The organism is Oscillibacter hominis (assembly GCF_014334055.1).
Taxonomy (GTDB): domain Bacteria; phylum Bacillota; class Clostridia; order Oscillospirales; family Oscillospiraceae; genus Oscillibacter; species Oscillibacter hominis.
Window position 1 is genome coordinate 798474 of the sequence record NZ_CP060490.1, and the last position, 26854, is coordinate 825327.

20 protein-coding genes and 1 pseudogene are annotated in these 26854 nt (G+C 56.0%); 15 read left to right on the forward strand and 6 right to left on the reverse strand.

The window, feature by feature from the left end; translation table 11 throughout:
* Positions 1 to 341 precede the first annotated feature (341 nt).
* The 6 genes from H8790_RS04025 to H8790_RS04050 all read left to right on the forward strand — a co-directional run bounded on the left by H8790_RS04025 (position 342) and on the right by H8790_RS04050 (position 5814).
* Positions 342 to 653, forward strand: coding sequence for a plasmid mobilization protein (locus H8790_RS04025; RefSeq protein ID WP_187333650.1), 312 nt, complete (start codon positions 342 to 344; stop codon positions 651 to 653).
* Positions 653 to 2059, forward strand: coding sequence for a relaxase/mobilization nuclease domain-containing protein (locus tag H8790_RS04030; protein ID WP_187333651.1), 1407 nt, complete (start codon positions 653 to 655; stop codon positions 2057 to 2059). Before H8790_RS04025 ends, H8790_RS04030 begins: the two co-directional genes overlap by 1 nt.
* Positions 2040 to 2774 carry a DUF3801 domain-containing protein gene (locus tag H8790_RS04035; RefSeq protein WP_187333652.1) on the forward strand — a complete coding sequence of 245 codons (735 nt, stop codon included), beginning with the start codon at positions 2040 to 2042 and terminating at the stop codon, positions 2772 to 2774. Before H8790_RS04030 ends, H8790_RS04035 begins: the two co-directional genes overlap by 20 nt.
* Positions 2775 to 2846: 72 nt before the next feature.
* The gene (locus H8790_RS04040; RefSeq protein ID WP_187333653.1) at positions 2847 to 4580 is read left to right on the forward strand and encodes a VirD4-like conjugal transfer protein, CD1115 family; all 1734 of its coding nucleotides are present in this window, start codon (positions 2847 to 2849) and stop codon (positions 4578 to 4580) included.
* The gene (locus H8790_RS04045; RefSeq protein WP_187333654.1) at positions 4577 to 4903 is read left to right on the forward strand and encodes a formate hydrogenlyase; all 327 of its coding nucleotides are present in this window, start codon (positions 4577 to 4579) and stop codon (positions 4901 to 4903) included. Before H8790_RS04040 ends, H8790_RS04045 begins: the two co-directional genes overlap by 4 nt.
* A gap of 65 nt (positions 4904 to 4968) precedes the next feature.
* Positions 4969 to 5814 (forward strand): hypothetical protein, encoded by an 846-nt coding sequence (locus tag H8790_RS04050; protein ID WP_187333655.1) that lies wholly within the window; start codon positions 4969 to 4971, stop codon positions 5812 to 5814.
* Position 5815: 1 nt separating this feature from the next.
* On the opposite strand, the gene H8790_RS04055 is transcribed toward H8790_RS04050, so the two are convergent.
* On the reverse strand, positions 5816 to 6154 hold the full coding sequence (locus H8790_RS04055; protein ID WP_187333656.1) for a hypothetical protein: 339 nt from the start codon (positions 6152 to 6154) through the stop codon (positions 5816 to 5818).
* A 103-nt stretch (positions 6155 to 6257) separates the two neighbouring features.
* On the opposite strand from H8790_RS04055, the gene H8790_RS04060 reads away from it, so the two are divergent.
* Genes H8790_RS04060 through H8790_RS13865 form a run of 3 tightly spaced genes read left to right on the forward strand, consistent with a single transcriptional unit; the run spans position 6258 to position 10998 of the window.
* The gene (locus H8790_RS04060) at positions 6258 to 6611 is read left to right on the forward strand and encodes a PrgI family protein (protein WP_075704031.1); all 354 of its coding nucleotides are present in this window, start codon (positions 6258 to 6260) and stop codon (positions 6609 to 6611) included.
* Complete coding sequence (locus H8790_RS04065; protein WP_187333657.1) at positions 6604 to 8940, forward strand: VirB4-like conjugal transfer ATPase, CD1110 family; 2337 nt, start codon at positions 6604 to 6606, stop codon at positions 8938 to 8940. Before H8790_RS04060 ends, H8790_RS04065 begins: the two co-directional genes overlap by 8 nt.
* A gap of 6 nt (positions 8941 to 8946) precedes the next feature.
* Complete coding sequence (locus H8790_RS13865) at positions 8947 to 10998, forward strand: NlpC/P60 family protein (RefSeq protein ID WP_243208569.1); 2052 nt, start codon at positions 8947 to 8949, stop codon at positions 10996 to 10998.
* Between the two features lie 431 nt (positions 10999 to 11429).
* On the opposite strand, the gene H8790_RS04075 is transcribed toward H8790_RS13865, so the two are convergent.
* The 5 genes and pseudogenes from H8790_RS04075 to H8790_RS04090 all read right to left on the reverse strand — a co-directional run bounded on the left by H8790_RS04075 (position 11430) and on the right by H8790_RS04090 (position 22860).
* Positions 11430 to 12743 (reverse strand): S-layer homology domain-containing protein, encoded by a 1314-nt coding sequence (locus tag H8790_RS04075; RefSeq protein ID WP_243208570.1) that lies wholly within the window; start codon positions 12741 to 12743, stop codon positions 11430 to 11432.
* A gap of 21 nt (positions 12744 to 12764) precedes the next feature.
* Positions 12765 to 13193 (reverse strand): annotated as a pseudogene (locus tag H8790_RS14060) (cohesin domain-containing protein); the annotation flags it as partial.
* A 111-nt stretch (positions 13194 to 13304) separates the two neighbouring features.
* The gene (locus tag H8790_RS04080) at positions 13305 to 20843 is read right to left on the reverse strand and encodes a phosphodiester glycosidase family protein (RefSeq protein WP_187333659.1); all 7539 of its coding nucleotides are present in this window, start codon (positions 20841 to 20843) and stop codon (positions 13305 to 13307) included.
* Positions 20844 to 20902: 59 nt separating this feature from the next.
* The gene (locus tag H8790_RS04085) at positions 20903 to 22021 is read right to left on the reverse strand and encodes a zinc-ribbon domain-containing protein (RefSeq protein ID WP_187333660.1); all 1119 of its coding nucleotides are present in this window, start codon (positions 22019 to 22021) and stop codon (positions 20903 to 20905) included.
* Positions 22022 to 22230: 209 nt separating this feature from the next.
* Positions 22231 to 22860, reverse strand: coding sequence for a recombinase family protein (locus tag H8790_RS04090; protein WP_187333661.1), 630 nt, complete (start codon positions 22858 to 22860; stop codon positions 22231 to 22233).
* A gap of 172 nt (positions 22861 to 23032) precedes the next feature.
* On the opposite strand from H8790_RS04090, the gene H8790_RS04095 reads away from it, so the two are divergent.
* The 6 genes from H8790_RS04095 to H8790_RS04120 all read left to right on the forward strand — a co-directional run bounded on the left by H8790_RS04095 (position 23033) and on the right by H8790_RS04120 (position 26574).
* On the forward strand, positions 23033 to 23275 hold the full coding sequence (locus H8790_RS04095; RefSeq protein WP_187333662.1) for a helix-turn-helix domain-containing protein: 243 nt from the start codon (positions 23033 to 23035) through the stop codon (positions 23273 to 23275).
* 188 nt (positions 23276 to 23463) lie between these two features.
* On the forward strand, positions 23464 to 24423 hold the full coding sequence (locus tag H8790_RS04100; protein ID WP_187333663.1) for a helix-turn-helix transcriptional regulator: 960 nt from the start codon (positions 23464 to 23466) through the stop codon (positions 24421 to 24423).
* Between the two features lie 125 nt (positions 24424 to 24548).
* Positions 24549 to 24947: a helix-turn-helix domain-containing protein gene (locus tag H8790_RS04105; RefSeq protein ID WP_187333664.1), complete on the forward strand. Its 399-nt coding sequence runs from the start codon at positions 24549 to 24551 to the stop codon at positions 24945 to 24947.
* Positions 24944 to 25549 (forward strand): ImmA/IrrE family metallo-endopeptidase, encoded by a 606-nt coding sequence (locus H8790_RS04110; protein WP_187333665.1) that lies wholly within the window; start codon positions 24944 to 24946, stop codon positions 25547 to 25549. The genes H8790_RS04105 and H8790_RS04110 overlap by 4 nt, the downstream gene beginning before the upstream one ends.
* A gap of 51 nt (positions 25550 to 25600) precedes the next feature.
* Positions 25601 to 25837 carry a hypothetical protein gene (locus H8790_RS04115; RefSeq protein WP_187333666.1) on the forward strand — a complete coding sequence of 79 codons (237 nt, stop codon included), beginning with the start codon at positions 25601 to 25603 and terminating at the stop codon, positions 25835 to 25837.
* Between the two features lie 242 nt (positions 25838 to 26079).
* Positions 26080 to 26574, forward strand: a complete 495-nt coding sequence (locus tag H8790_RS04120) for an AsnC family protein (RefSeq protein ID WP_024722999.1) — start codon at positions 26080 to 26082, stop codon at positions 26572 to 26574.
* The last annotated feature ends 280 nt before the right edge of the window (positions 26575 to 26854 follow it).

The window sequence follows — 26854 nt, forward strand, 5'->3', positions numbered from 1 at the left end:
ATTTGAACGGGCAGGGTGTCTTGATGACACCCTGCCGTTTCTATTTTGGGTGTTACATTGACACCCTGTGCGGAAGGACCCTGCGAAACCGGATGTCTGGCGCTGCTGCCAGACATTTCTTTTTTCTGGAAAAGGTGCGGACCGTGTCCGCCTGTATTGGAATCAACCTACCTCTCAAAAAGCGCCCCGCCATCGGCGGGGAACAGCCAACGCCGCCGTGGGCGGCGCTGGCGCAAGCATAGCGTTTGTATGACAAACGCGCTTGCTGGGGGCATCCCCAGTCCCCAATGCCGCCTGCGGGCGGAAGATTTTGCGGCAGCGCCGCGGGAAAGGAGGGCGATATGCCCGGAAAAACACACATGATCTCCGTCCGGCTGACGGACGCGGAGCGCAGGAAGCTGTCGCAGATCTGCGCCGTTTCCGGCCTGCCGGTCAGCGCGGCGATCCGGGAGATGATCGGCGGCGTTACCATCCGTCAGCGGCCGCCGCAGGAGCTTCACGACCTGTATGTGGAGATCAACCACATCGGCAATAACATCAATCAGATCGCCCGCAAAGCCAACGCCGGCTTTGCAACAAAAGAGGATGTCAGGGAACTGAAATTCCTGATGCGGACGATAGAGACAAAAATGACAGAATTGGTGAAACAGTAATGGCAGTCACAAAAATCCTTGCCCGCAGAGGCGGTTTGGCTCAGGCCATTGCCTATGTGGTCAACGGTGACAAGACGGAGGAACAGGTGTTGACTGCCACGCAGGGGTGCTCAATCGGAAGCGCCTGCGCCGAGATGCAGGATGCCAAGATCCGCTGGAATAAAACAGACGGAGTGCAGCTCTATCATATCATCCAGTCCTTCCGTCCAGGCGAGATCACGCCGGGATTGGCGCTGGAGATCGCGCAGGAATTCGTGCGGGAGCATCTGCCGGGATATCAAGCGGTGATCGGCATCCATACAGACCGGGAACACATCCACGCCCATATCATATTCAATTCCGTCAATCAATTTACCGGCGAAAAATACCACAGCAACGCCCGAAGCTACTACCAGCAGATCCGTGCCATTTCAGACCGGCTCTGCCGGGAGCATGGATTATCCGTCATCGTGCAGGGCGAGCCTGCCAGGTCGGTCAGCTACATTGAGTGGCTGCGGCAGTCCAAGGGGCAGCCCACCTTCCGCTCCATGCTGGAGGCAGATCTGCGGGATGCCATCCGGGACGCCAACGACCTCGGCCACTTCTTCCTGCTCATGGAGCATAAGGGGTATGAGATCCATCATGGAGGCAGGCTCGGCTTCCGCCTGCGGGGACAGGATCGTTTCCAGTACCCCGGCAGGCGAGATCCGCTGTTCACAGAGGACGGAATCCGTGCTGCCATCCAGGGCAACCTGGAACAGATTGAAGCGGGACTGCGGCCTGTCTTGCCTGCGCGTCTGGCGTATCAGCCGTACCGGAAGCATCCCAAGTACAGCGGCTTCCTTGCTCTCTATGTCCATTATCTCTATCTGCTGGGCAAGATCGAAAAGCGGCAGTATCCGCCCCGCATGACGCCGCATCTGCGGCAGGCGGTCATGCACTTTGAGCGGTACCAGGCGCAGTTCGCGTTCCTGCGGGAAAATGACATCAGAACGCCTGCTGACATGGCGGCATTCGAACAACGCACAGAGGAAACGCTGGGCAGATTGACAAAGCAGCGGACCCTCCTCAATGTGCGGAAGAAGAAACGCCAGCCGCTCTATGCGGCGCTGGCAGACGCGGAGGCGCTGGAACCCAGCAGGGCGTTATACGAGGAAGGGCTCACCGGCATGGAGCAGGAGTTTGAGCAGTATATGAAAGCCGTGAAGCTGCTGGAGGACAGCGGCATTCCGCAGGAGGTGTTGAAGAAAGAAAAGACAGAAGTGTATGAACAGCTCTCAGAGGTGAATCGGAAGATCCGGGCGGAGCGGGAAAAGTGGAAGCTCTGTCGGGAAATCTGCCAGCAGACGCCTGCAATGGAGCAGGACATCCAGAAAACAGAAGAACACCAGAAGGAGGTGCGGGAGCATGAACATCGGAGGCGGTGAAGCGGCGGACCAGCTGGTACGCATGATGCTCTCCGGCAGCGAGGTCGCTGTCCGGCTGAGCGGCTCCGCCATCAAAAATATGCTGGCGCTCACCATGGCGCTGGCGAAAAACCACAAGACCATTTCCGGTAAAGTCAATCTGGTCAAGATGCTGAAGGAGACCCGCGATGTGCGGCGATTTTCCATGTCACCGGAACAGTATCAGCAATTCAGGCAGCGGGCAGGAAAACAGAAGATCCTGTTCTCTGCCATCCGTGATTCGGATAACAAGGGAAAAGTCGTGGATGTGATCATGCCGGTAACGGAGATCGACCGCGCCAATATGATCTTTGAGCGCATCCGATATACCGGGCAGCCGGAGCAGGCGCGGCAGGATGCCCCCTCTAAGGAGCAGGAAGCCCGTGTGGGACAGGAGGCGCCGCAGTGCGAACAGGAACGCCCCCGGCAGGAAGAAACGCCTGTAACGCCGCCTGTGGGCGAGCGGCAGGAGGTGACGCCAAAAAAAGGATCTCGGTCGGGAACAGACTTGCCAGATACCAAAGGCAGATCGACCTCATCCAGCGGCAGGGAAACGGCTGCCGGGACGATGTCGAATGAGCGGCCTTCGGTTCTGGAACGGCTGAAAGGCTATCAGGCGCAGCTGGATACCCGGCAGAAGTCTGCCCCGGCCAAGGAAAAGATCCGTCAAAAAGTACGACCGGACAGGACAAAGTAAGAAAGCCGTTTCGTCAGTAAGGCCGGCAGAGTGGAATGCTCTGCCGGCCTCGTATTTTTTATGCAGGAGGTGATGCGGCTGAAAAAGACATCCCAAACAACGGATCTGGTACTTGCGTTGTTCCTCTATATCCCTGTGATATGGGCGGCGCTGCTGATCGCCCAGTCCCTTGGCGGCGGTCTGCCGGAGCTGCTATCAAACTTAACCGCCGCGCTGGAACAACCCTTCCAGATCCAATGGACAGACAAGAGCCTGTTGTCCATTCTCGTCTGCACCGGCGCGTATTTCATGGGGCTGTGTCTCTATGCTTCCGGACAGGGCAGGACACGGGACGGAGAGGAACACGGCTCCGCCGCATGGGGCTCGCCCCGGCAGCTCAATGTGCAGTTCCGGCAGAAGCAGAACAAGATCCTCACCCGCCATGTGCGGCTGGGGCTGGATACCCACAAGCATCGGCGCTCCCTCAATGTGCTGGTCATTGGCGGCAGCGGCGCCGCCAAGACCCGCGGCTATGTCAAGCCCAACATTCTGGAAGCCAACAGCAACTATGTGATCACGGACCCGAAAATGGAGGTACTGACCGCCACCGGAGGGTATCTGAAACGGCAGGGATACGACATCCGAGTGCTGAATCTGGTGGATCTGTCGCAGTCAGACGGCTATAATCCGTTCCACTATCTGCGGGATGAGAAGGACGCGCTGAAGCTGGTCAACACGCTGATCCAGGCAACGACGCCCAAGGGCAGTCACGAGTCCGATCCGTTCTGGTCGAAGTCCGAGACAGCACTGCTGCAGGCCATCATCCTCATGCTGTTCCAGGAAGCGCCGGAATACGAGCAGAATTTTTCCATGGTGATGCGCGTGCTGGAATATGCCGAAGTGAAGGAGGACGATGACGAGTATGTCTCCCCGCTGGATCTGCTGTTCCGGGCAATGGAGTATGAGAACCCGGAAAGCGTTGCCCTGCGGCAATATAAGGTTTTCAAGCAGGCTGCGGGCAAGACAGCGAAAAGCATTTTGGTGTCTGCCGCTGTGCGGCTGGCACCCTTCAATCTGCCGCAGATCAAAGCTGTCACCGACCATGATGACATGGATCTCTACACGCTGGGAGAGCGAAAGTGCGCTCTGTATGCCGTGATCCCGGATAATGACACGACCTTCAACTTCCTCGTCAGCCTGCTGTACTCCCAGATATTCCAGACGCTTTACTACTGTGCAGACCAGATCCACCATGGGGCGCTGCCGTGCCATGTCCACTTTATTTTGGACGAGGCTCCATCGGTCAATCTGCCGGGGCTGCCGCGGGAGCTTGCGACCATGCGCTCCCGCAACATCTCCTGCAGTACCATCATCCAGAACATGGCACAGATCAAGGAACTATACAAGGATTCCTGGGAAACAATCCCAGGCAACTCGGACACGCTGCTCTATCTGGGCGGCAACGAGGCAAGCACCCACAAGTACATTTCCGAGGCGTTGGGCAAGTCCACCATTGACACAAAGACCCACGGGCAGACCAAAGGGCGGTCCGGGTCTTACTCCACTAACTTCCAGATGAGCGGCAGAGAACTGCTGACGCCGGACGAGGTGCGGATGCTGGATAACCGGTATTGCATCCTGTTCATCCGCGGCACACGGCCGGTGATGGACGAAAAGTATGAGCTCATGGAGCATCCCGCCATCCGCTATACGATGGATGGCGGCGCACCGCCCTACATCCACCACGGGACGGCGGAGCCTCCTATTCCGGGAGAGCCGCTGTTCCAAACTGATTTTGACAATGAAAAGGAGAATGCTGCAGCATGAAACATGATTTGAACAACAAAAATTTTGAGAGAAAGGCAAAGCGGGTCTATTCCGTCTTTGCCTGTGTCGCCCTGCTTCTGGCAGTCACCGCGGTGCCTGCGCTGGCGGCAGATGACCCGCTGACGGTGGTCAACAACCTGTCTGATTTCATTTTCTCGCTGATCCGCGCCATTGGTCTCATCCTGCTGGGCTTCGGCATCCTGCAGGTGGGACTGTCCCTCAAGAGCCATGACCCCTCTCAGCGCGCCAACGGTATGCTGACGGTGGCAGGCGGCATCGTCATTACCTTCACCAAGGAGATCCTCACTCTCATCACTGGCTGAAAAACGCGGCAGGGTGAACGGCATGATACCGTTCACCCTGTTCTTCCCGTAGGAGGTGATTTTGAATGGGAAGTGGAAACTGGATCGTAGACAACTTAAACTCCGCGCTGGAAATGTGGAACGGAAGGCTGGCAGAGATCTGGCAGCTCATCAGCACCTCGCCGGAGTCCTTCAAGGGCGGCGGTGTCTGGAATGTCATCGTGAATATCAACGATGGATTGAAGGCTGTAGGCTATGCGCTGCTGGTGCTGTTCTTCGTCATGGGCGTGGTCAAGACCTGCGGCAGCTTCGCCGAGATGAAAAAGCCGGAGGTGGCCTTCAAATGCTTCATCCGCTTTGTGCTGGCGCAGGCGGCGGTATCGTGGGGCATGGAGCTGATGACCGGTGCGTTTCGCGTTGCCCAGGGCATGGTGACGACCATCATGGATTCCTCCGGGCTGACGGCGATGTCTGCCACAACATTGCCGGACGAGCTGGTGAGTGTCATCGAGGATGTGGGCTTTATTGACTCCATCCCCCTTTGGGCGGTGACGCTGCTGGGCTCGCTCTTTATCTGGGTGCTCTCCCTTGTCATGATCCTGACGGTGTATAGCCGCTTTTTTAAGCTCTACATCGCCACGGCCATCGCGCCTATCCCGCTGGCCAGCTTCGCAGGACAGCCCTCCAGCAGTATTGGCGTAGCCTTTCTGAAAAGCTATGCCGCCATCTGTCTGGAGGGCTGTGTCATTGTATTGGCTTGTGTGATCTTCTCCGCCTTTGCATCGTCCCCGCCCGCCATCGCGGACGATACGCTGGCGGCAGCCACCATCGTGTGGAACTATGTGGGCGAGCTGATCTTCAATATGCTGGTGCTGGTGGGCGCGATCAAGATGAGCGACCGCATCATTCGGGAGCTGATGGGCCTTGGCTGATTCAGCGCCACAGACCCTCAGTGCTGACGGTGTCTTCGCCGTTCTCCCGTGCTTTGCGAACACGGTAGGAGAAATCCTCCATAGCGGCAGCGTCATCCCGTGCCTGCATAACAAGATCGCAGACAAAGCGGATCAGCGAAAGCAGCCAGGACAGTACTACCAGCCCTACAAGGACGAACAGGATGCGGTCTGCCAGCACGGTATGGGCGCGGTACCAGCCGTGGAACACCGTCAGCATGGACACGGTGTACAAAAGTGGGATGGTCATCCGCGTCAGCGCGGCCAGCCGGGAGAGAAGCGCCAGGACGCCAAGTCCGGCGATCATCAAAAAAGCGATCATGTGTCACGACCTCCTTCATCGGGTTTGTGGCATAGTACCATGACTGCACAGACAAAGCAAGAGTCTGTTCAGCAAAACTCAGAAAAAACTCGGAGGTGATCCATTGGAGGTCCGCATCAACAAAGAAGTACGAAATTACCAGGAGAGTTTATTTTTCGGCCTGTCCCTGCGGCAGTTGCTGTTCGCACTGCTGGCGGTCGCCGTGGCAGTGGGCGTATATTTCGGCCTGCGCCCTGTGCTGGGGAATGGGGAGATCGGCTGGGTCTGCGTGCTTGCAGCCTTTCCCTTTGCCCTGGGCGGCTTTTTTCAGTATAACGGCATGACGCTGGAACGTTTTCTGCTCGCGTATATCCGCTCGGAATTCCTGTTTCCCCGCAGGCTCGTGTTCAAATCGGACAACATATACGCCAAAGCTCTGGAAAATTCAACGATAAAGGAGGCTCTCAAACTTGATTAAAACTCTGCAAAATACACTGAAGCAGGACAAAGAAAGATTTACGGTTCCGAGATCTGTACAGGACATCATCCCCATCCGCCGCATCTGGCCGGATGGGGTCTTTCAATTTGGCAGCAAGTATTCTAAAACACTGCGTTTTAGCGACATCAATTATGCCATCGCCTCGAAAGAGGATAAGACAGCCATGTTTCTCAGCTATTCCGAGCTGCTGAACGCACTGGACACCGGCTCCACCACAAAAATCACCATCAACAATAAGCGCCTGGATCGGCGCAATTTTGAGCAGGAGATCCTCATCCCGCCCAAGGGCGATGATCTGGACGGCGGGCGCAAGGAATACAACGCCATGCTGCTGGATAAGGTGACGGACTCCTCCAACAGTGTGGTGCAGGAACGCTACATCACCCTGTCCGTCCACAAGAAAAATGTGGAGGAAGCCCGCGCATTTTTTGACCGCACGGTCCATGACGCCTCTTCCCGTCTGAACCACATGGACTCCCACTGCGAGGAACTGGACGCGGCAGACCGTCTCCACATCCTGCATGATTTCTACCGTGTGGGAGAGGAAAGCGAGTTTCGCTTTGACCTCCGGGAGAACATGAAAAATGGGCGCTCCTTCAAGGACGCCATCTGCCCGGACAGCATGGAATTCAAAAAGGATCACTTTATCATGGGCGGTAAATATGGCCGGGTGCTTTTTTTGAAGGAGTATGCCAGCTACATTAAGGATTCCATGATCAATGAGCTTACCAGCCTGAACCGAAGTCTTATGCTGTCCATTGATATCATCCCTGTCCCTACCGATGAGGCGGTACGGGAGATGCAGAACCGCCTGCTGGGTGTGGAAACCAATGTGACCAACTGGCAGCGCCGGCAGAACGCTAACAATAACTTTTCTGCCGTTGTACCTTACGATCTGGAGCAGCAGCGCAAGGAGACCCGTGAGATGCTGGACGATCTCACTACCCGTGATCAGCGGATGATGTTTGCCGTGGTGACGCTGGTGCATCTGGCAGACAGCAAGGAAGAGCTGGACAGTGATACGGAAACGCTCCAGTCCATTGCCCGCAAGCACCTCTGTCAGCTTACGACACTGAACTGGCAGCAGGCGGACGGGCTGGTGACGGCGCTGCCGCTGGGCCTGCGCCGCATCGATGCCCTGCGCACGCTCACCACCGAGGCGCTGGCTGTTCTCATGCCCTTTAAGGCCCAGGAGATCTGGGATCGTGGCGGTGTGTACTACGGGCAGAACGCCATCAGCAAAAATCTCATCGTGGCGGACCGCAGGCAGCTTCTCAACGGCAACGCATTCATTCTGGGCGTCTCCGGCTCCGGTAAATCCTTCAGCGCCAAGAAGGAAATGGTGTCACTGGCATTGTCTACCGACGATGATATTATCATCATCGACCCTGAATCCGAGTACCGCCCGCTGGTAGAAGGGCTGGGCGGTCAGGTCATCAATATCTCCGCCACCTCACCCAACCATATCAACGCCATGGATATGGAGCAGGGCTATGGGGATGGAGAGAACCCCGTGGTGCTGAAATCCGAGTTCCTGCTTTCCCTCTGTGAACAGCTCATTGGGGCGGGCAAGCTGTCTGCCAAGGAAAAGTCCGTCATCGACCGTTGCACCGCGCAGGTGTACCGGGACTATATCCGCAGCGGCTATCACGGCGCGGTCCCCACCTTGCAGGACTTTCACGCGGAGCTGCTCCGCCAGCCAGAAAAGGAAGCACAGGATGTGGCGCTGGCCATTGAGTTGTTTACGGACGGCAGTCTCAACACCTTTGCCAAGCCCACCAATGTGGACACCAATGCCCGTATCCTCTGCTACGATATCCGGGATCTGGGCAAGCAGCTTCTGCCGGTGGGGATGCTGGTGGTGCTGGACAGCATCTTCAACCGCATCATCCGCAACCGTGGGCTGAAGCGCAACACCTGGATCTATATTGATGAGATCTATCTGCTGTTCCAGCATGAGTACAGCGCCAATTTCCTCTTCACCCTGTGGAAACGTATGAGAAAGTATCAGGCTTGCGGAACGGGGATCAGCCAGAATATCGAGGACCTGCTGCAGTCCCACACGGCCCGCACCATGCTGGCAAACAGTGAATTCCTCATCATGCTGAACCAAGCGGCCACAGATCGGGAGGAGCTGGCGCGCCTGCTGAACATCTCGGATAATCAGCTCTCCTATATCACTAATGTGGACTCCGGTCGGGGACTCATCAAATGTGGCAGCGCCATCGTGCCCTTCGTGGACAGTTTTCCCCGCCACACCAGGCTGTATCAGATGATGACGACCCGCCCCTCCGACCTTGCCGCTTGATCTGTTATGGAGAAGGTCAAGGAAAAGCCCGCGCTTTCACAGCGCGTTAAAGAAAAGGCGGTATCGACACCCAGAGAACTGCTGCGCAAAGGCTTAGACGACGGCTCTGAGCGGCTGCGGACGCAGCTGCGGGATACGGCCCAGCACGGGCAGGCAGACGAGTACGGCGGCGACGCCATTGAGGACACCGCCGCCAGCGGCCTGCACCGCGCCGAAAAGGAACTCACCCGGCAGCGGAAGAAGAAACCGCAGGAGCAGGCGCCAGAGGGCGGCACTCCTGCTGCCGATGGCACAGTGCAGAAGCCTTCTGCTATCAAGGGAAAAGATACCACTTCTGCCGGGCCGCAGACGCAGACCGCTGCGGAGCATGGACGGCAGCAGGCACGTCAGAACGCCGCACAAAAAGCCGCCAAGGTCAAGACAAAAGATATCTATATCGGCGCACAAACAGAGACACAGGTCACAGTGGCAGCAGATCCGCAGCGGCAGGGACAGAGAGTATTCATGGAGGAACGCGGGCGCAAAGCCGCCCAATGGCAGGCAGAACAAAAAAGAGCCGTATCGCGCCGCCAGGTCAAGACGGCACAAGCCTTGCGTTCAGATGGGGGCGGCAGCGCCATACCCGACAGGAAACGTTCAGCACAGGCTCCTCGCATCAAAGAGCGGACGATGAGCAGCTTGCCCAAATCGGCGCGGAAGGACCACTTGGCGGTGGAACGTGACATCGTCTCCGCTTCACCGCATTCCCGGAAGATGGCTGATACAGCGAAAACTTTGGAGTCCGCACAGAAGCAGGCGGCCATGCTGCAAAGCAACGCCCATGCCGCACGGGAAGCAGCGGTGCAGACAACGCGGTATCAGCAAGCCGCGAAAGCGGTGCAGGCCACGGCGCAGAAAGCATCCCAGGCGGCAGGACGGGCGCTGCGGGCCATCCTGTCCGCCGCCAGAAGTCTTGCGGCGGCGATGATGGCTGGCGGCAGTACGGTCCTCTCGATGGTGTTAGTTATCTGCCTGATCGGACTCCTGGTCGCGTCACCGTTTGGGATATTCTTTTCCGGCGAGGACAGCGGCACCAGATATACGATGCCGGAGGCTGTGACTATGCTGAATACAGAGTTTACAGACCGCATCGAGCAGATCAAGGCGGAGAATCCGCATGATGAATTGGATATGGACAACGCGGGCAGCGCCGCCATGATCTCTAACTGGCGGGATGTGCTGGCTGTTTATGCTGTGCGGACAACGACAGATGCATCGTCGCCGGACGAGGTGGCGACGCTGACGGAAGAAAAGCTGGATATTCTGCGGCAGATTTTCTGGGATATGAACGCCATCTCTTATTGGGTGGAAACCATCTCAGGCGACAAGGATGAAAGCGATACCGTCATCCTGCACATCACTGTCACAGTCAAGGATCATCTGCAAATGGCGGACGAGTATCGGTTCAACGCCGAGCAGCACAAGCTGTTGGAGGAACTGATGCAGCCGGAGTATCAGGAACTGTTCGCGGCGCTCACCGGTAGCTACCAGGACATTGAGCTGAGTCCCGACGAGGTAGCGAAGATCATGGAAAACCTCCCCGCCGATCTCAGCGAGGCCCGCAGAGAAGTTGTGCTGACAGCATATCAGCTCTTGGGCAGAGTCCATTATTTTTGGGGAGGAAAATCTTTGGTAATCGGCTGGGACTCCCGCTGGGGAATGCCGATGGAGGTCACAGCCGAGGGCAGCTCCACCACCGGCACTGTGCGGCCCTTCGGACTGGATTGTTCGGGAATGGTGGATTGGGTATTCTACAACCAGAGCGGCGGACAATACGTCATTGGGCATGGCGGCGGGGCCACTGCGCAGCACAGCTACTGTACGCCTATTGCTTGGAGTGACGCCCAGCCGGGAGACCTTGTCTTTTATCCGGGTGACAGCCATGTCGGCATTGTTTGCGGCTTTGACAGCGGCGGTAATATCATGATCATCCACTGCGCCAGTGGCGCGAACAATGTGGTGGTTACCGGCAAGGAAGGATTTACTGCCGTTAGCAGACCATTTTACTACAGTAAATAGCGTCAGGGGCTGTCTCAGAATATTTGTTCTGGGACAGCCCCTGTTTATTTTGATGTACCGCAGCACGTTATTGTCCTATGTGTGTCCAGCCGCCCTCAGCTTTGACGGTATAGGCGTCGAGTGTAACTAACCGCCAGGGATATTATTGCTACCGCCACCACTACTGACTCTGCCGCTGCTTACCAATTTGGGAATGCTCTCCGTCTTTGTGGCCTTGCAAATCCCACAGGTGTAAGTTTTGACGCCTGTTTTTTCGTGGGTAGGTGCAGTTGTCACTTTACCCTCGCCTGTATAGACGCCGCTGGAATTGACGCTTACGTTACCGGGTGGTTACTGAGCACTTACACAGCTTACCAAAGAACGGCGGCAGGGAATCATTGATTCCGAGCCGCCGTTCTGATTCACTTTGGGTTACCCGTCAGTCGCTTCCCTTACTTGCCCTGATAGGCACGGAACAGGAAGGTCACGATCTGGGCGCGAGTGCAGCCGTTGTCGGGGCTGAACGTAGAGTCCGTCGTGCCGTTGGTCACGCCGTTTTCCACAGCCCAGGCCACTGCATCAGCATAGAAAGCATCAGTCGCCACATCGGTGAAGCCGTTCGCCGTGCTGGGCGCGGTGCCCAGCGCGCGGTACAGGAACGTCACACTCTGGGCGCGGGTGCAGGTGGCATCGGGGCTGAAGGTGCCGTCACCGGTACCCAGCGTGATGCCATTCTCCACAGCCCAGGCCACAGCCTTGGCGTAGTAGCTGTCTGCGGGAACATCCGCGAAGCTAACCGTGCTCTTAGGCTCGGGAGAGCCAGCGGCGCGCCACAGGAAGGTCACAATGTGAGCGCGAGTGCAGGGCTGGTCGGGGCCAAACAGACCACCGCCGATACCGCCGGTGATGCTCTCCTTAGCGGCCCACTTCACAGCGTCATAGTAATAGGCGCTGGAGGGAACGTCCACGAAGTCCATGGCCTTGATCTCAGCGAATTCAGCGGAAACCGTCACCTTGGAGGCGGGCATGGTAAAGGTAAACTTGCCGTTGCCCTTGTCCTTCACCTTGATCTTGCTACCGCTGGCGTCCTTCACGGTCAGGGTGTCCAGCTCATAGCCGCTGTCGGGCTTGACGGTGATGGTCACGGTATCGCCCGCCTTGGCGTTCTTGGGGTCAACGGTCACATCGCCGTGCTTGACAGAGGGCGCGGAGACGTCATAGCGTCTGGTGGAAGAACTGGAACCGCCTCCGGAGCTGCTGCCGCCACCGCCGGTGCTGCCGCCGCCGGTCGTGCCGCCGCCGGTCGTGCCGCCGCCGGTCGTGCCGCCGCCGGTCGTGCCGCCGCCGGTCGTGCTGCCACCGGTCGTGCTGCCGCCGGTCGTGCTGCCGCCGGTAGTGCTGCCGCCGGTAGTGCTGCCGCCGGTAGTGCTGCCGCCGGTAGTGCTGCCACCGGTAGTGCTGCCGCCGGTCGTGCTGCCGCCGGTAGTGCTGCCGCCGGTCGTGCTGCCACCAGTAGTGCTGCCACCGGTAGTGCTGCCACCAGTAGTGCTGCCACCGGTAGTGCTGCCGCCGGTAGTGCTGCCGCCGGTAGTGCTGCCGCCAGTAGTGCTGCCGCCGGTAGTGCTGCCACCAGTAGTGCTGCCACCGGTCGTGCTGCCACCGGTAGTGCTGCCGCCGGTAGTGCTGCCGCCGGTAGTGCTGCCGCCGGTCGTGCTGCCACCGGTCGTGCTGCCAGGCACATTCACTCCGCCGGGAATGATATTCACTTGGAAACTTTCATTTTGTATGCCCGTAAATCCTTTGTTTTCGATGTCCACCTTAGCATTATCCGAATCCGCCTTAGCAATGAATTTCAGAGTAAACAGTGCACCATCGCCACTAAGGAGTTCTGTGTTAGCAAAGACTACTTTATTCTGTTTTGCATTGGGCGTAAAGAAACCATTGCTGAGCAGGGCTCCTTTGACAACGTCCTTCAATTCCAGCTTGTTTTGATCATACACAACGGTAAAATCAAGGCCAGCAAAGCCCGGGTTGTCCGCAAGGGAAACATTCAGTGTGACTTCCTCACCCGCTGTAACTGCTTTTGTCACAGTCTCAACAGTGATAGTCGCCGCACTGCTGTCATCAGTGCCAGTTGCCATAGCAGGGGTGATTGCCATTGTGAGCACTACCGCTACGGAAAGAAGCACCGATAACCAGTGTTTTGCATTCTTCATGTTTTTCTGTTCCTTTCTTTTATAAAAAATGTTGTATCACATGATACACAAAGGATTGGTGCTTCTACCGAAGGATGCCCTATCCAGCATCCTTCGGTAGAAAAGAGAACCTCAATCGTTGTAGCCAGCCAAGCGTCGCAGTAACGTTACGGCATCCGAAATATTTACGGTGCCATCACCGTTCATATCGCTATTTCCGATGATTATATTTACACTCTCATCCCCCGCGAGGTAACGGAGCAGAGCCACTGCGTCAGAAATATTGACCACGCCGTCGCCGTTCACATCGCCCGTCACAAAGACAGTTTCCGCAAAAGTCACATTCAATTTTGCGATACGCTGTGTGAGCCAATTCTGCATATCTGCAAGAACCGAAGCATAGGTGGTGTTCTTCCAAATGTGTTCGGTATTATTCGGATCTCCCACTCGGATATACGGCCAGAGGACGAAGTTCATTTCCGCACTATCTGTCAGGCGGTCCGCATAACCATAGATCGTACCGTTCTCCGCAATCAGAGCATTGGCTTGCGGAGCAAATGTCTCGTTATAGTATGCGATGACGGCCTCCCGGAAGTCGGGGATCTGGATCAGCGCATCCGCCAGATAGTGATAGTCGGTCGTGTCCGGTGAGATATACTTGGTCCAGCCGGTGCCGAGCGTCATGTCCTGATCCCAGATGGGACCGGCATACATGATTCCGTTGGCATCCTTGTAGAAATAGAGCGAGGAAATGAAGCCGTCCGGACTCAGCGCCAGTTCCTGCAGCAAGAAGATCTTCACGAGCGAATCACGGTCAACATACTCGTAATAGTGCCTGCCGTCATCGTTGATGCCGGTGTAATTGCCGTTTTCGTCCATGGCATAGACCGCATTCTCAAACGCCTGATAATACTCGCTGATGTACTCCATAGCTGCATCGCCGCACCATTCGGGGCTCTTGACATTGACGCCCTTACCCTTCTTGGTCACAAATCCGTTGACCTCATCCGGTGCGTCGTGGTTCAGCTCCAGCAGGTATCCGCCCGTGATGTCGGTCGGGTCAGTAAGGCTGGTCGTATAGGTATAGCTCCCACCATAGGCATTGGTGCCGGTCGCGGTGGTCATGTTCGTCCCATACTCCGGATTCTGATCCTTGTACGCAGCTTCCAGATCGGTGATATTGATGCCGGTATCCTTGACCGCATTCTTTTCGCTCAGCAGATACACGCCGCGATACTCACCATCGTAGTACAGGTTCACCCAATCGCAGCTCGCAGTATAGGGCATTCCCAAAGCAGCCGCCATGTCCTTGAACAGCTTGTCATGCATCAGTGTAGCGTCGAAGTAGTTTGCCAGGAGCACCCACGTCTTCACGTTCTCGCCGTTTTGCAGCAGATCGGAGGCCGTTTCCAGCTTCATCTGATAGGACTTCTTCGCAGCGTAGGTAAAGGTGGAATTGCCGCGTGCCTTGAGCTCTTTGATGTCCATCGTACTGATCTCGCTGCCGGCTGCGTCGATCATCTTGAGTGCCGCCGTCGTGGTGTTCCGCTTGCTACTATCCACATAGCTGCGTCCCTGCGTGTTCGCATTCGTGCTGGTCAGATAGATGGTCGGCAAATTCGTCGCCTGCATGATGCGGACGGTGAACGCTGTACCGTTTCCGACTTTTGCAGTCAGGAGGCGATAGCCGTCCGTCTCAGAAGCCAGTGCGGAAACATTCAGTGCAGCAGCATTGCCGTTAACGGGCTGGCTGCCCTGATCGCCTGCAACCACCAGACTGCCGTCATTAGCCGAGCGGGTGATGGTTACATTCAGGTTCGCAAGATCTGCCGAGGCAGGCAGGAACAGATAATTTGTACCGTCCACATCGACCGCCGGAATCTGTATGCCATCTACTGTGGCAGTCATAGCCGTTACATTTGCCGAAAGAGGAGACGTTGTTGCGCAGAGGATATTGGACCATTTTACGCTGGTGTAGACCTTGTTGTCTTCTGTCGGAACCTTAGTCCGGCCAGCCGCTACAAAATAATACGCTGTGTCCGCGCTCAGCCCCGTGACTTCAAAAGCGGTATTCTCAGTGGTTCCCAACGATGTACGGTTTTGGCCCTTCTCGTCGCATTGGAAGACCTCATAATACTCCGCGCCGGGAGCCACGCTCCAGGCAAGGGTCAGGGAATCTATCGCAGCAGAGGTGCATCTCAGATTCTCCACATTGTTCGGAACAATGTAGTAGGTCAGCGTTTTATTGCCGTAGTAATTTCCTCGGCCTTCGCATTTGATCTCGGCCTTGCCGACATTCTTGCTGTCCGGCCATTCCACATACAGATCGGGGATCTGTCCGTTGATGAGGTTGGCATCATTGTTCTGCGTCAGCACATAGTCACCGTGTTTGGCAAAGCTGCCGGGACGAACACCGGTGTCGGTGTAATAATAGTTGGGGGCCGGTTCGATATCGCGAGGCTTTTCAGGGCTTCCGAATTTGAAGTCGACATCTTTGCTGTTGATATCGATGCCGTGGAACTTGCAGACCGTGCAGATATGGTTTTCATCCCATTTGTGATCGACGGGGCGCTGAAAATCAGATCGATCCGTTGCCGTGCATTGCGGACAGGTATAGGTAATATAGCCACCGGTCACGCAGGTGCGGCTGTCGCTCTCCGTGGTCCGGAAGGCGTAGCCGTCCGCGCAGGAATGGTATCTGTCCTCGCCCTGAGAAGAGAACTCGTTTTTCTTGACGATTCCGTTTGCAAGGATGACCTGTTTGCTGTCTGTGGTAGAGAGCAGACCACTGAAAGCATAGTCGCCTTCAGGTTTCAGTGCCGTCCCGCAGACTGTGCAAGTGATCGTTCCAGCGGTCATATCGTACTTGCTGGTGCCATTCACCGTGTGCTTGCCCAACTCGCAGTCGGTGCGCGTTTTGGTGTAGGAATCCAGCTCAGTGCCATCGTACTTGATAGCCTTGACTGTGAAGGACGCTTCCGTTGCCTGCACTGTGAGATACATGCCGTCGTATTCGGTATGAGGCTTGGCGCACGCATAGTACTCTCGATTTTCAAACTTGTTGCTCTTGCTGCTCAAATCACCGCAGACAAAGTACACAACGCCGTTCCGGCTGTTTTCCGCCTGCTTCACGCCGCCGAGCATGGGATAGGTGCGGGCGTAGGCATGGTCATCACCGCCGAAGACGAAGCTGAAGCCTGCCTTCTCAATACTGGCAAGGATCTCCGGTGTTGCGGAAACGGACTCGGTGCCATAGATGGGCTCGTGCGACACGAGTACCTTCCAGACGCAGTCGGTGGTCAGATTCTCTGCAATGTCCGCCAACGTCTCAGAGAGCTTCGTGCCATGGTTCACGACGACTACACAGACCTTGCCGTATTCCATTTTGTACCAGCTGTTCTGCGCGCTCTCAGGCAGATCATAGATTGCCTTGCTGATCTTGCCATCCGCATCGCCGTAATACTCATGGTTGCCCAGCACATGGATCAGATCCACTCCGCCCAGCGTACCGCTGTTGACCGCATTCAGGAACGGGCGGCAATGCGTTTCATACATTGTCACATTGTCGATGGCATCGCCGGTCTGAACACCGAAGTCATAGCTTTCTGCTTTCAGCTTTTCCAGCGCTGCAGCCAGATTTGCTGTGTCGCCTGTTTGAATGTCGCCCAGGATGAAGAAGTTGGTGGCTACCGCGTCCGCGGCAGGCATTTTAAAGCTCTGCGTATTAGACCAAGTAGCGCCATCACCCACCTGATAGTAGTAGGTGGTGTCTGGTGCCAGATTGGTAAGCGTTACCTTGTTGCTCCGCAGCGCGTCGCCGCGGGTGCTCTGCACAAAGGTCTGGATCGCGGAGGTTCCATCCACCGTAGCGGCGCCGTTGAGTTCGGCATCGGTGGAATACTTTACCTGCGCCTTTGCCGCAGAGTCATCAATCTGGGTAAGCCAGGTGATGCTCTTGGTTCCGGCAGTCGTCACGCCGTTGGTGAGGATACCGAAGGGCTTGCCGTCGTTCTCAGCCGTTCTTTCGCAGACGATCACGCGCTGGTTCCAGGAGCGGCCGCTGCCGGCCTTTTCGGCGTAGAAGGTGTATTCACCCGCCGTGTCAAAGGTTTTGGTAAATGTACCCTTCATGCTGGTGCGGCCCAACTTATGGCTGCCGTCACTGCTCACCTGATAGATATCCGCACGGGAAATCGGCTTGCCGTCGGCATCCGTTACGGTCAGTTCGGCAGGCATCCCGGCAATGGCCTGCTCACAGGTGAGCTGATAGCTTGCCGTCATGGGGACGACCTTTTCCGTACCGGAGAAGGTATAAGTCGTTCCGGTTTCGGTATCGCCCGCGATAGTGTAGCTGCCCTGCGTCACCGTGCATTTCAGCTCGCTGTCCGATGCGGCGTTCTTGGGGATATTGATGATGAGATAGCCCAACTCGGAAACATAGTTGTAATCCGTGTCCTGCGCACCGGTACGCATCGCCCGCCGGGCCTGCATAGCTTGCGGCTTTGTGACCGTGATTTTGGCAAGTCCCTTTGCCAAAGCGCTTTGGTCCAGTGTCAGCGTATAGTCGCTGCTGAGTGGCTCGACCTCAGCGCCCTTAAGATACTCCGCAGCGTTGCCCATGGCGCGGAAATCCACCGTCAGTTCTGCCTTTGTGACAGGCTCGCCAGTGTTATTTACGATAGCAAAGACGTAGTCTTTGCCGATCTCCGGCGGCTCGGGCTGGGGCAGAATATCAATGGCAGACTGCATCCCCTTTGCGTCCTCCACACGGAAGGTGCGTGTTTCGGTGGTCACGTTGCCGTAGAAGTCCTTGAGCCGGACAGTGAGCGTATGCGTGCCGTTACGGAGCGCCACGCCCTTGAGGTAGAGGGAACCGTCATTGATCTCCAGCTTGCCGGTATAGTCCGTACCGTCCAGCAGCACGCGGATACCGCTGGTATCGATGCCGGTGGCATACTTATCGGTCATCTCGCTGTCGGAGTAGACGGCATTAAAGGTAAGATTGCCGCCGTTCAGCACGGTGGAGCCGTCTCCTGCCAGCGCCGTACCGGAGGAAGTCTCGGTGACCGATTCCAGCACCGGCCGGGTAATATCGTTGGTATTCGTGCCGTAGATGAACTGGAGATTATCGATGTAAAGATAGCCGGTACTCTTGGTGCAGTTCTGGGGGGATGTAACACGAACTGTATAAGCGCGCGAAACATCCACGGGCATCTGGAACGCGGAAATATCCGCTTCGACCCAGGTCCAGTCCTTGCCCGCCCAGTCGCTGAGCGTACTGCCGCTTACCGTGCCGTCGGCATTGTAGCTGTAGTACTGAACGTAAGCCGCCGTACCGTTGAGCTGCTTTCCGTCAACATAGCTGACACTGCCGTCGTTGTTGAACTTCATGTAGGCGGTATTCAGATCGGCTTCAAACGCGCCGCCCTTCAAAATGGCCTTCAGAACAGAGTTATCGCCCGCACAAGCGGTTGGCACTTTGATCCACATGCCGATTTTGGTCGGCTGCGTCGTGTTGACAAGAAGGTCACCAGAGAAGCCAAAGTCTGCCGCTGCAACCGTCGTCGGCTTAACATTGGTGAAATCATAGCCAAGCTTGAACGCGTACTGACCGAAACGGACATTCTCGTCCTCGTCGGCACTCACAACCCTATTATACCCCTCAGGAAAAACGATACCCGTGCCGTTCGCTTGACGAATCCAAAGGCGCTTCGCCTTCACTTCTTCAGGGAGAAGCTGCCCACTGCCGCCGACAGACGACGGACCGACATGGCATTCCCAGTATGCCGTCGCAGCCGTATCACCGTGATCCTCAAAGTCCATCAGCACAAACGGCTCCATACCAACGACAACATCAACCGATCCGTTGACATCGGAATCGTTAGCAAGCGCTACATGGATCGTGCCGCGCAGAGAGGTATCCTCATCAGCGGTAAACTTATTGTTATTGAATTTTCCCAGTGAAAACGTAAATGTGTTTTCTGCGTTCAAGTTGCGGATGCCGTAGGCCTTTCCGTCAGAAAGACTTGCTGCTTCAAAGTTCTCGGTAACATCCGCCTTGACAACTTGCGTCGGGTCCGCCATAGAATACATTGTCGCCGTCTTATGCTTCAGCGTTTCTTCTACCTGCACAGACCCGTCGGGAATGGTTGTGATTGTGCGTCCGGATTCGATATATACGGAATCATAGAGCACATCACTATCGTACTTATAAATAAGATGGAGTTCATCCCCGATTTTCTCAGTTCCAGTCAAGGGAAGATACAACTGCGCCCAGCGAACGCTTGCAGCCTGCCAAAACGGGGTATAATACTGTTCCAGCGCGACAGTATGCTTATAGCTCAGGCCATTTTCGCTGATGCTCCACGCAAAGTCTCCATCCTTGTAGTTGACCTCGCGCCCCTGCCAGGTAGGTTTGAAGGTGAGGTCGCTCTCTTCTCCGAAATCGATGGAAACACTATTGTTTGTAAAGCCCAGCTTATCCGGCCACTGCACCTGAATTTTGGTCTGGCCAATGATCTGGCCGCCGGCCTTCAGACCGACTTCGACCTCGTCGCAGGTACCGGCAGCCGTGTAAAGGCCGTTTGCATCAATGTGGCCATTGCCGGAGAGAACCGCCCAGGAAGCACCTGCGGGGATATCCGCCTTGCCGCCAGCGGCGTCAATGCCGGTCGCCGTAAACTGCACCGTGCTGCCGGGGGTATAGACCTCGTTATTGGGCGTCACCACCGCGTGGTCGAACTGACCCGTGGGCTTCGCCGCGGAGAGCACCATGATGGTGTTGGACACCTTACGCTCGTAGCCGTCGGACGGACGGCAGCGCAGGGTCAGACCGGCGGTGCTGCTTTCCGGCTCGCCTTCGCGCTGGGTGGCGAAGGTCGAGGAGCCGCCGCCATCCAGATTGATGGCCTGCACGCAGCCCAGATCTTCCATGGAGGCCGCAACCTCTGCCATGGTCATGCCGACAGAATAGGGTGCCTGACGGCCATCCACCATGAACATCACCACCGTGCCGTCAGCCTTGATGCCGATGGCAGTGCGGGAAGCACGGGTAGAATTGTCAAGATCGCTGCGGGCGTGGCCGTCCACAAAGATATCGCCAAAGCTGGCGACAGCTTCCAGAACATTGCCTGCCGCAAAGGCGGTGCTGCATTCCTGTGCGCTGGTGATGTGCGCGTTGCCGCTCGCATCGATCCAGAAGGTCGTATTGGTCGGCGCATTGATCTGCGTGCCGCTCATGATAAACGCGCCGCTTGGGCGACCGTTGCTCATGTCATAGCCGCCGGCGTTGATCGCGCCGACAACATTGGTTGCGCGACGGGTCTGCATGCTCTGCGCCTGCTTGGTCGTTTCCGTCATGGCCCAGTTTCTGCCGGTTTTGATGGTTTCGATATCATCATCACTGTAACCAGCCGCAATGGAAGCTGTGGAGCCTTCGCCCACTTTGACCTCCATCACATGACCCATCATCTGCTGGGTCAGTGCGCCATTGTTCAAGATCCATTCGTATTCCTTGACATCGGGTGTCATGGCATATTCCTTTTCGGATATCTGCCGGATACCCAGTCGGCCAAGTCCGCCGCTGCTTGCGTTCTCCGCTGCCTGAACCTGTGCCGGTAGCAGTGATGCCGTCAAACAGAATGTCAGCAGCAGCGAAAGCAATCTTTTCATGTGATCTCCTCCTACAGTATATGTTTTCTGCGGCTCCCCGCAGTTGAGCACCTATTATATTAGTGTGTCGGTTTCTCCGGCTGCCCGGCTAAGATCGCCGTACATTGGCTCAGCGGCCTGCCTGCGCAAACAGGGCAGCCGCAGCGCTGTTTTCCTGTACGGCTGCTGATGACCGATTTCCACGCATGGCCGTTTTCACACAGCCACCAGGCCTTCCGGCTGCTGCCGGGCGTCACCTGCTGCGGCGTGAAGCTGCCGTTAAGGGTTGGATGCCATTGCGACGCGATCACCGGCTCCTTGGTCTCCAGATCATTAAATCCCGGCAGGACCTTGCGGTTGGTGCAGTACGGGCAATCGCTCCCCTTATTCACACGGTGGGCGATGACCGCACAGAAGGAATGGCCCTTGTCACAGAGCCACCACACGCGGCGATTGGAATATGCGCTCACCGCCTCCGGCGTCAGCGCGCCGTTCTTTTTCCGGTCCCACTGGACCGCAAGCCGCGGATGCAGCGAAGCGAGATCATTAAATCCGGACAGGACCTTTTGTCCCGCGCAGAACGGACAGCCTGCATTTGATGTGACGCGGCTGGCAACGCTCACCTGCCAGCTATGTCCTTTCGGGCACCTCCACCAGACCTTCCGGTGTGCTCCCGGCATGACCTGCGTCGGCAGCAACGGGGAATTCTTTTCTGTGTCCCAGTCCGAAAGCAGATCAGGGAATTTTGCCGCCAGAGAGTTTTCCTCCGGCAGAACGATGCGGCCAGCGCAGATGGGACAGCCCGTCCCTTGCGTGCGGCTTTTAACTGCAGAGCGGTAAGAATGCCCTTTAGCGCATCGCCACCATACAAGCCTTCGGCTGCCAACCGTCAGCTCAGAGAATTGCAGCGGGCCATTCTTCTCTGCATCCCATTCCGGCTCAAGCTCTGGATAGCACATTCGCAGGGCCCTCTTTGGCTCTGCCAAACGCCCTGAGCAGTATGGATATCCGCTGCCGGCGGAGCGAGAATAGATCTTTGCCTGCCAGTGATGCCCGCTGGCGCAGTACCACCATACCTTTTGATGGCTTCCGTAGGTCACATCCTTCGGCGTGAGCGGCGCATTGCGTTCACCGTCCCATTGTGCCAGCAGGTGAGTTTGTTCATGCCCGGTGCAGAAATCGTACAGAGACGGACGCATTACCGCTCACCTCCCGCAGAATAGTTGGCCGCCTGCAACACAGGCGGAAGGGTCTTTTTTAGCTGATCGTGTATCCGGCACAGTGGCTAAAAAAGTACGTTTTTTTAGTCGGATTTAAGCCGTTGGCCTATTGCTATTCTGTTGGGGGAGTGCTATGGTAGATGTATAAGATTTTGTGTATATCGCTGTGGTCGGCAACCTGTACTTTTTTATCCAAGCATCTCCGTCCGCTCTTTCTTAACAATTTCTTTACATCCGTCATCCTGCGCCCAGAGCAAAAAGCTCCGGTGGGTGACGCCCAGCAGTCTTCCTGCCGCACGTGCAGACAGCTCGCCGCGCTCCCAACGCGCTTTGACTTCGCCGAACCCTTCTGGCAGCGCCTTGCGGGGTCTGCCGAATTTCACGCCGCGCGCCTTCGCTGCGGCGATCCCTTCCGCCTGCCGCTGGTGAATGAACTCGCGCTCTGTCTGCGCCACATAGGATAGCAGCTGCAGCACGATGTCCGCGATCAACGTTCCGGTGAGGTCGCGATTCCGCCGCGTGTCAAGCAGAGGCATATCCAGCACAACGATTGCCGCACTCTTTTCCTTTGTGATGATGCGCCATTGCTCCAAAATTTCTTCATAGTTTCTGCCAAGACGGTCGATGCTCTTGATCACAAGCGTATCGCCGTCTTTCAGTTTGCGCAGCAGCCGCTGGTAGCTGCGGCGGTCAAAATCCTTGCCGGACTGCTTGTCCACAAAAATCGCCCGGTCCGTTAAACCGAATTCCCGCAGAGCGATGAGTTGGCGCAACTCATTCTGTTCCTTGGTCGAAACTCTTGCATAACCGTATTCCATGTGCTGACCTCCCAATTTATCGGTGGATAAATTGTAAGCCAGGTGCCGGCCACATGGACAATATAGTGTTATATCACTATTATAGCACATATTTTTCTGTTAGTGAAGTATCACTAATAACCTTTTCTCAAATAATTTACCATAGTGATAAATCGTCATGGAGGTTTACACTATGGATACTCGGGAAACTGTTGCACTTCGCATCCGCCAACTTTGCGCAGAACGAAAAATTACACCGAACGGATTAGCAAATCTGTCTGCCGTTCCTCAAGCAACCATCAAGAGTATCCTTAATAATGAAAGTAAAAATCCGGGCGTCGTGACGATTAAGAAGCTTTGTGATGGTCTTGACATTACCCTCGGTGAGTTCTTCTCCACGCCTGAATTCGATACGCTGGAACAGGAGATCAAGTGAAGCCTCTTTCTCAGCCTCTACCGCCAGCGCTCCTCCATTTTTTCGCGTAGAGTACACGCATAGTGCGTGAACTCTACGCTCTATACGGGGCATTCTCTCATTTTCACGGAAAATCTTCCATCCGCTGCTGCGTTTGACGGTTACGTATTGCCGCCGCGCCGTTTCCCATTTGAATGGAGTACAGCTACATGAAAAATGAATCCCAATATGGTCTGCTGCTTCTCCGGCAATATCTATATCAGCAGACAGACGAGCAGCATCCGGTCTCGGTCACGGACATTCTCGCATTCTGGCAGCAGCACGGCATTCAGGCCGGACGCAAGAGTGTTTACACTGACATCGAACTGCTGCAGTACGCCGGGATGGATATCGTCTGCGTCAAAAGCAGCCAGAACAAATACTTTGTTGGGCAGCGGCTTTTCGAACTGCCGGAGCTGAAGCTGCTGGTGGATGCGGTGGAATCCTCCCGGTTTATCACGGAGAAAAAGAGCACCGCCCTCATCAAGAAGCTGGGCCATCTCACCAGCACAGCGCAGGCGGAACAGCTGAACCGCCGCATTTACATGGGCGGCACTCCAAAGCCGGAGAATGAGAGCATCTACTACAATGTGGATACCATCCACAACGCCGTCCAGAAGAAACAGCAAATCACCTTTCAGTATTACGAATACACCCCGCAGAAAGAAAAGATACTCAAGCATAACGGCTACCGCTATCAGTTTAGCCCGTATGCCCTTATCTGGAGCCGAGATTGCTACTATGCCGTAGGCTGGTCGGAAAAGCACGGAAAGATTGCACAATTTCGGGTGGATCGCATGACGGCAGTCGAACCGCTGGAACAGACGGCAGTCCAGACACTGGACTTTGATCCGGCGGAGTATGTCCGAAAGGTGTTTGGGATGTACCCGGACAACCTCTGTACCGTAGAGCTGCTGTGCGATAATGAGGTCATGCGCAGCGTGATCGACCGCTTCGGTGAAAATGTGCAGACGGAAACTGTAGATGAACAGCATTTCCGTGCCACAGTCGAGGTCGCGCCAAGCCCTCCGTTCTTCAGTTGGGTCTTTACCTTTAGCGGTAAGATTCGCATCGTCAGCCCAGCAGCAGTGTTGGAGGAAATGCGGGATATGGCAGCGTGGCTGAAATAATTTCTGGATGGTGTTCCCTGCGGGGAACACCATCTTTTTCACGTCTTGCCAATCGAACGAATGTTTGCTATACTGAGGCTACAGTGTTTCCAGAGAAGAGAACACACGGATAGGAGGTGAATTACTTGGAACAGACATTCGGCAGCTTCGTTCGAGAGAAACGGCAATCTATCGGATTGTCCCTGCGCACACTGGCGGCAAAGCTGGATCTGTCGCCGGTCTATCTGAGCAACATTGAGAACGACCGCAGACCGGCGCCGACGCGCGCATATTTGGAACGGTTGGAGCAGGAACTGCATCTGAACAAGGCGGAAACCGAGCAGATGCTGGATCTTGCCGCCAAGTCTCAGAACAACCGTGTATCCGCAGACTTGCCGGACTACATCATGGATCGGGAGATCGTCCGGGCCGCGCTCCGCACGGCGAAGGAGACAGACGCCACAGACCAGGAGTGGCAGGAATTTATCGACCGGATCACCCAGCGCGCAAAGAAATCCAAAGAGGGCGGTGAAATAGACACATGAAAAAAGCATATTACCGCGAACAGGCGCTGGAGCGGATCGCCCGCGATGTGATCACCGCCTATGACCCCAGACTTTATTACGGTTCCCCCGCAGCCATTCCCATTGAGGACATCATCGAGGCACAGGGGCTGGTGCTGGAGTATCAATATCTGCGGAATAATGGGCGGGTTTTGGGCGAGACAATCTTTGACGACGGTCTCACAGCGATCTATGACCGGGAAAACCACCGCTATGACCTTCTTCCCGTCAAGGGCGGCACCATCCTCATCGACTGCTCTCTCTGCGAAGAGGAAGCATCTACCGGGCGGCTGCGCTTTACCTGCGCCCATGAGCTGGGGCACTGGCTGCTCCACAAGAAACTGTTCTGCGGGACCGGCGAAAACGCGGCGCTCCGTTCCGGCAATGAGAGCGACAACACATTGGAAGTGCAAGCGAACCTGCTGGGCTCTATCCTTCTGCTGCCGCTGCCGCAGGTCAAGCGCTGCTTCTATCAGCTGCGCTCCGGACGGACGAACCAACAGCTGGTGACGGATATGGCAGGTATCTTTCAGGTATCCAAACAGGCCATGCGCATTCGGTTGGAGAACCATAACCTGCTGTAAAAAATTTTCATGTGCTGTTCTCAAAAAAGAGAACAGAGAAAGCGAGGCGCTATGTCAAAAACCAATTCCCTGCGCTGTCCGCTGTGCGGCAAGGGCCGCATCGCGGATATCCCCAGCGGTGCGGAACAGTCTCAGTACAGGCTGTTTGCGCTGCACAGAGCGGAACACCCTGACCTGATTGCCAAATGCCCCAAGTGCGGCGAACAGATCGGCATCACGGTGCTGACACCGGATGCTCATCCCCTGATCCACACGTCCATCCCCTTTATGGGATATGTTCAGGCATAAATTAAAAATCAATTGATATGACTTCGTCAAGCGCACCAGCCACCCATCATCGAATATGGGAACATTGAGTTAGGAGCCTTACAAGTAGCTTTTCAGCTATGCGTAAGGCTCTTTTTTTGCGCCTTTCTTCGGCTGAAAAGCGGAAAGGCACACAATGCGCAGACGCTGGCAGCCCTATATCGCTAAATATCCGTGACCCCATCTCAGACATTTCAAAAAATCTGAGATTGGAGTCATGAAACATGAAAAAATGGCAGGAAGAACGCAACTATCGGCGCGTTCGAAACGAAGGTGGCGAAGTCATCGCCAATATCATCACTGTAGACGGTATGGACGTAGAGGTGCCGGAGGATGTCTACCTCGCCTATGCGCAGGCAGACCGCAGGGAGCGCTATATCACGGAGGAACAGTCCTCCGGAAAACTGCTCTCTCTGGAGCAGATGGAGGAAGATGCGCTTTTGCCGGACTATGTCGGAGCAGAAACGGCCCCCAGCGCCGAAACTGAGGCACTGGAGCGTGAGGAACTTCGGAATCTGGCAGAACAGAAGCAGATCCTTTTGCTGGCGCTGCTGTCACTAAAGGATACCGACCGGGAACTCATCAACGCCCTGTTCTTCGACGGCGCATCCACACGGGAATACGCCCAAAGAATGGGCGTCAGCCAGCGGGCGGTCATCAAGCGGAGAGACCGCATCCTGCGGGATCTCAAAAAGTTTTTTGAAAATTCCTCGAAATAAGGGTATTCACCGAACGCAATTTTCGGGAGGACAGTGAGAGGCTCCGAATGCCCCTCGCTGTTCCTTGAAAATTGCATACCAGCAATACGGATAACCACCCGGACAGAAGAGCGATCCGCGCAGTGTGCGCCACGACCCGCGGGAAGCCTTGCAGCTTCTGGCGGCGAGCGATTTTACCTGCGCGGGGGCGGCGTTGGCAGCGCCGCCCGCAGAGACGCTGTTCGGGCAGATAATGAGACACAATGCACTGGCCAGCATGAAGAGGCTGGGCTGCTCCGGG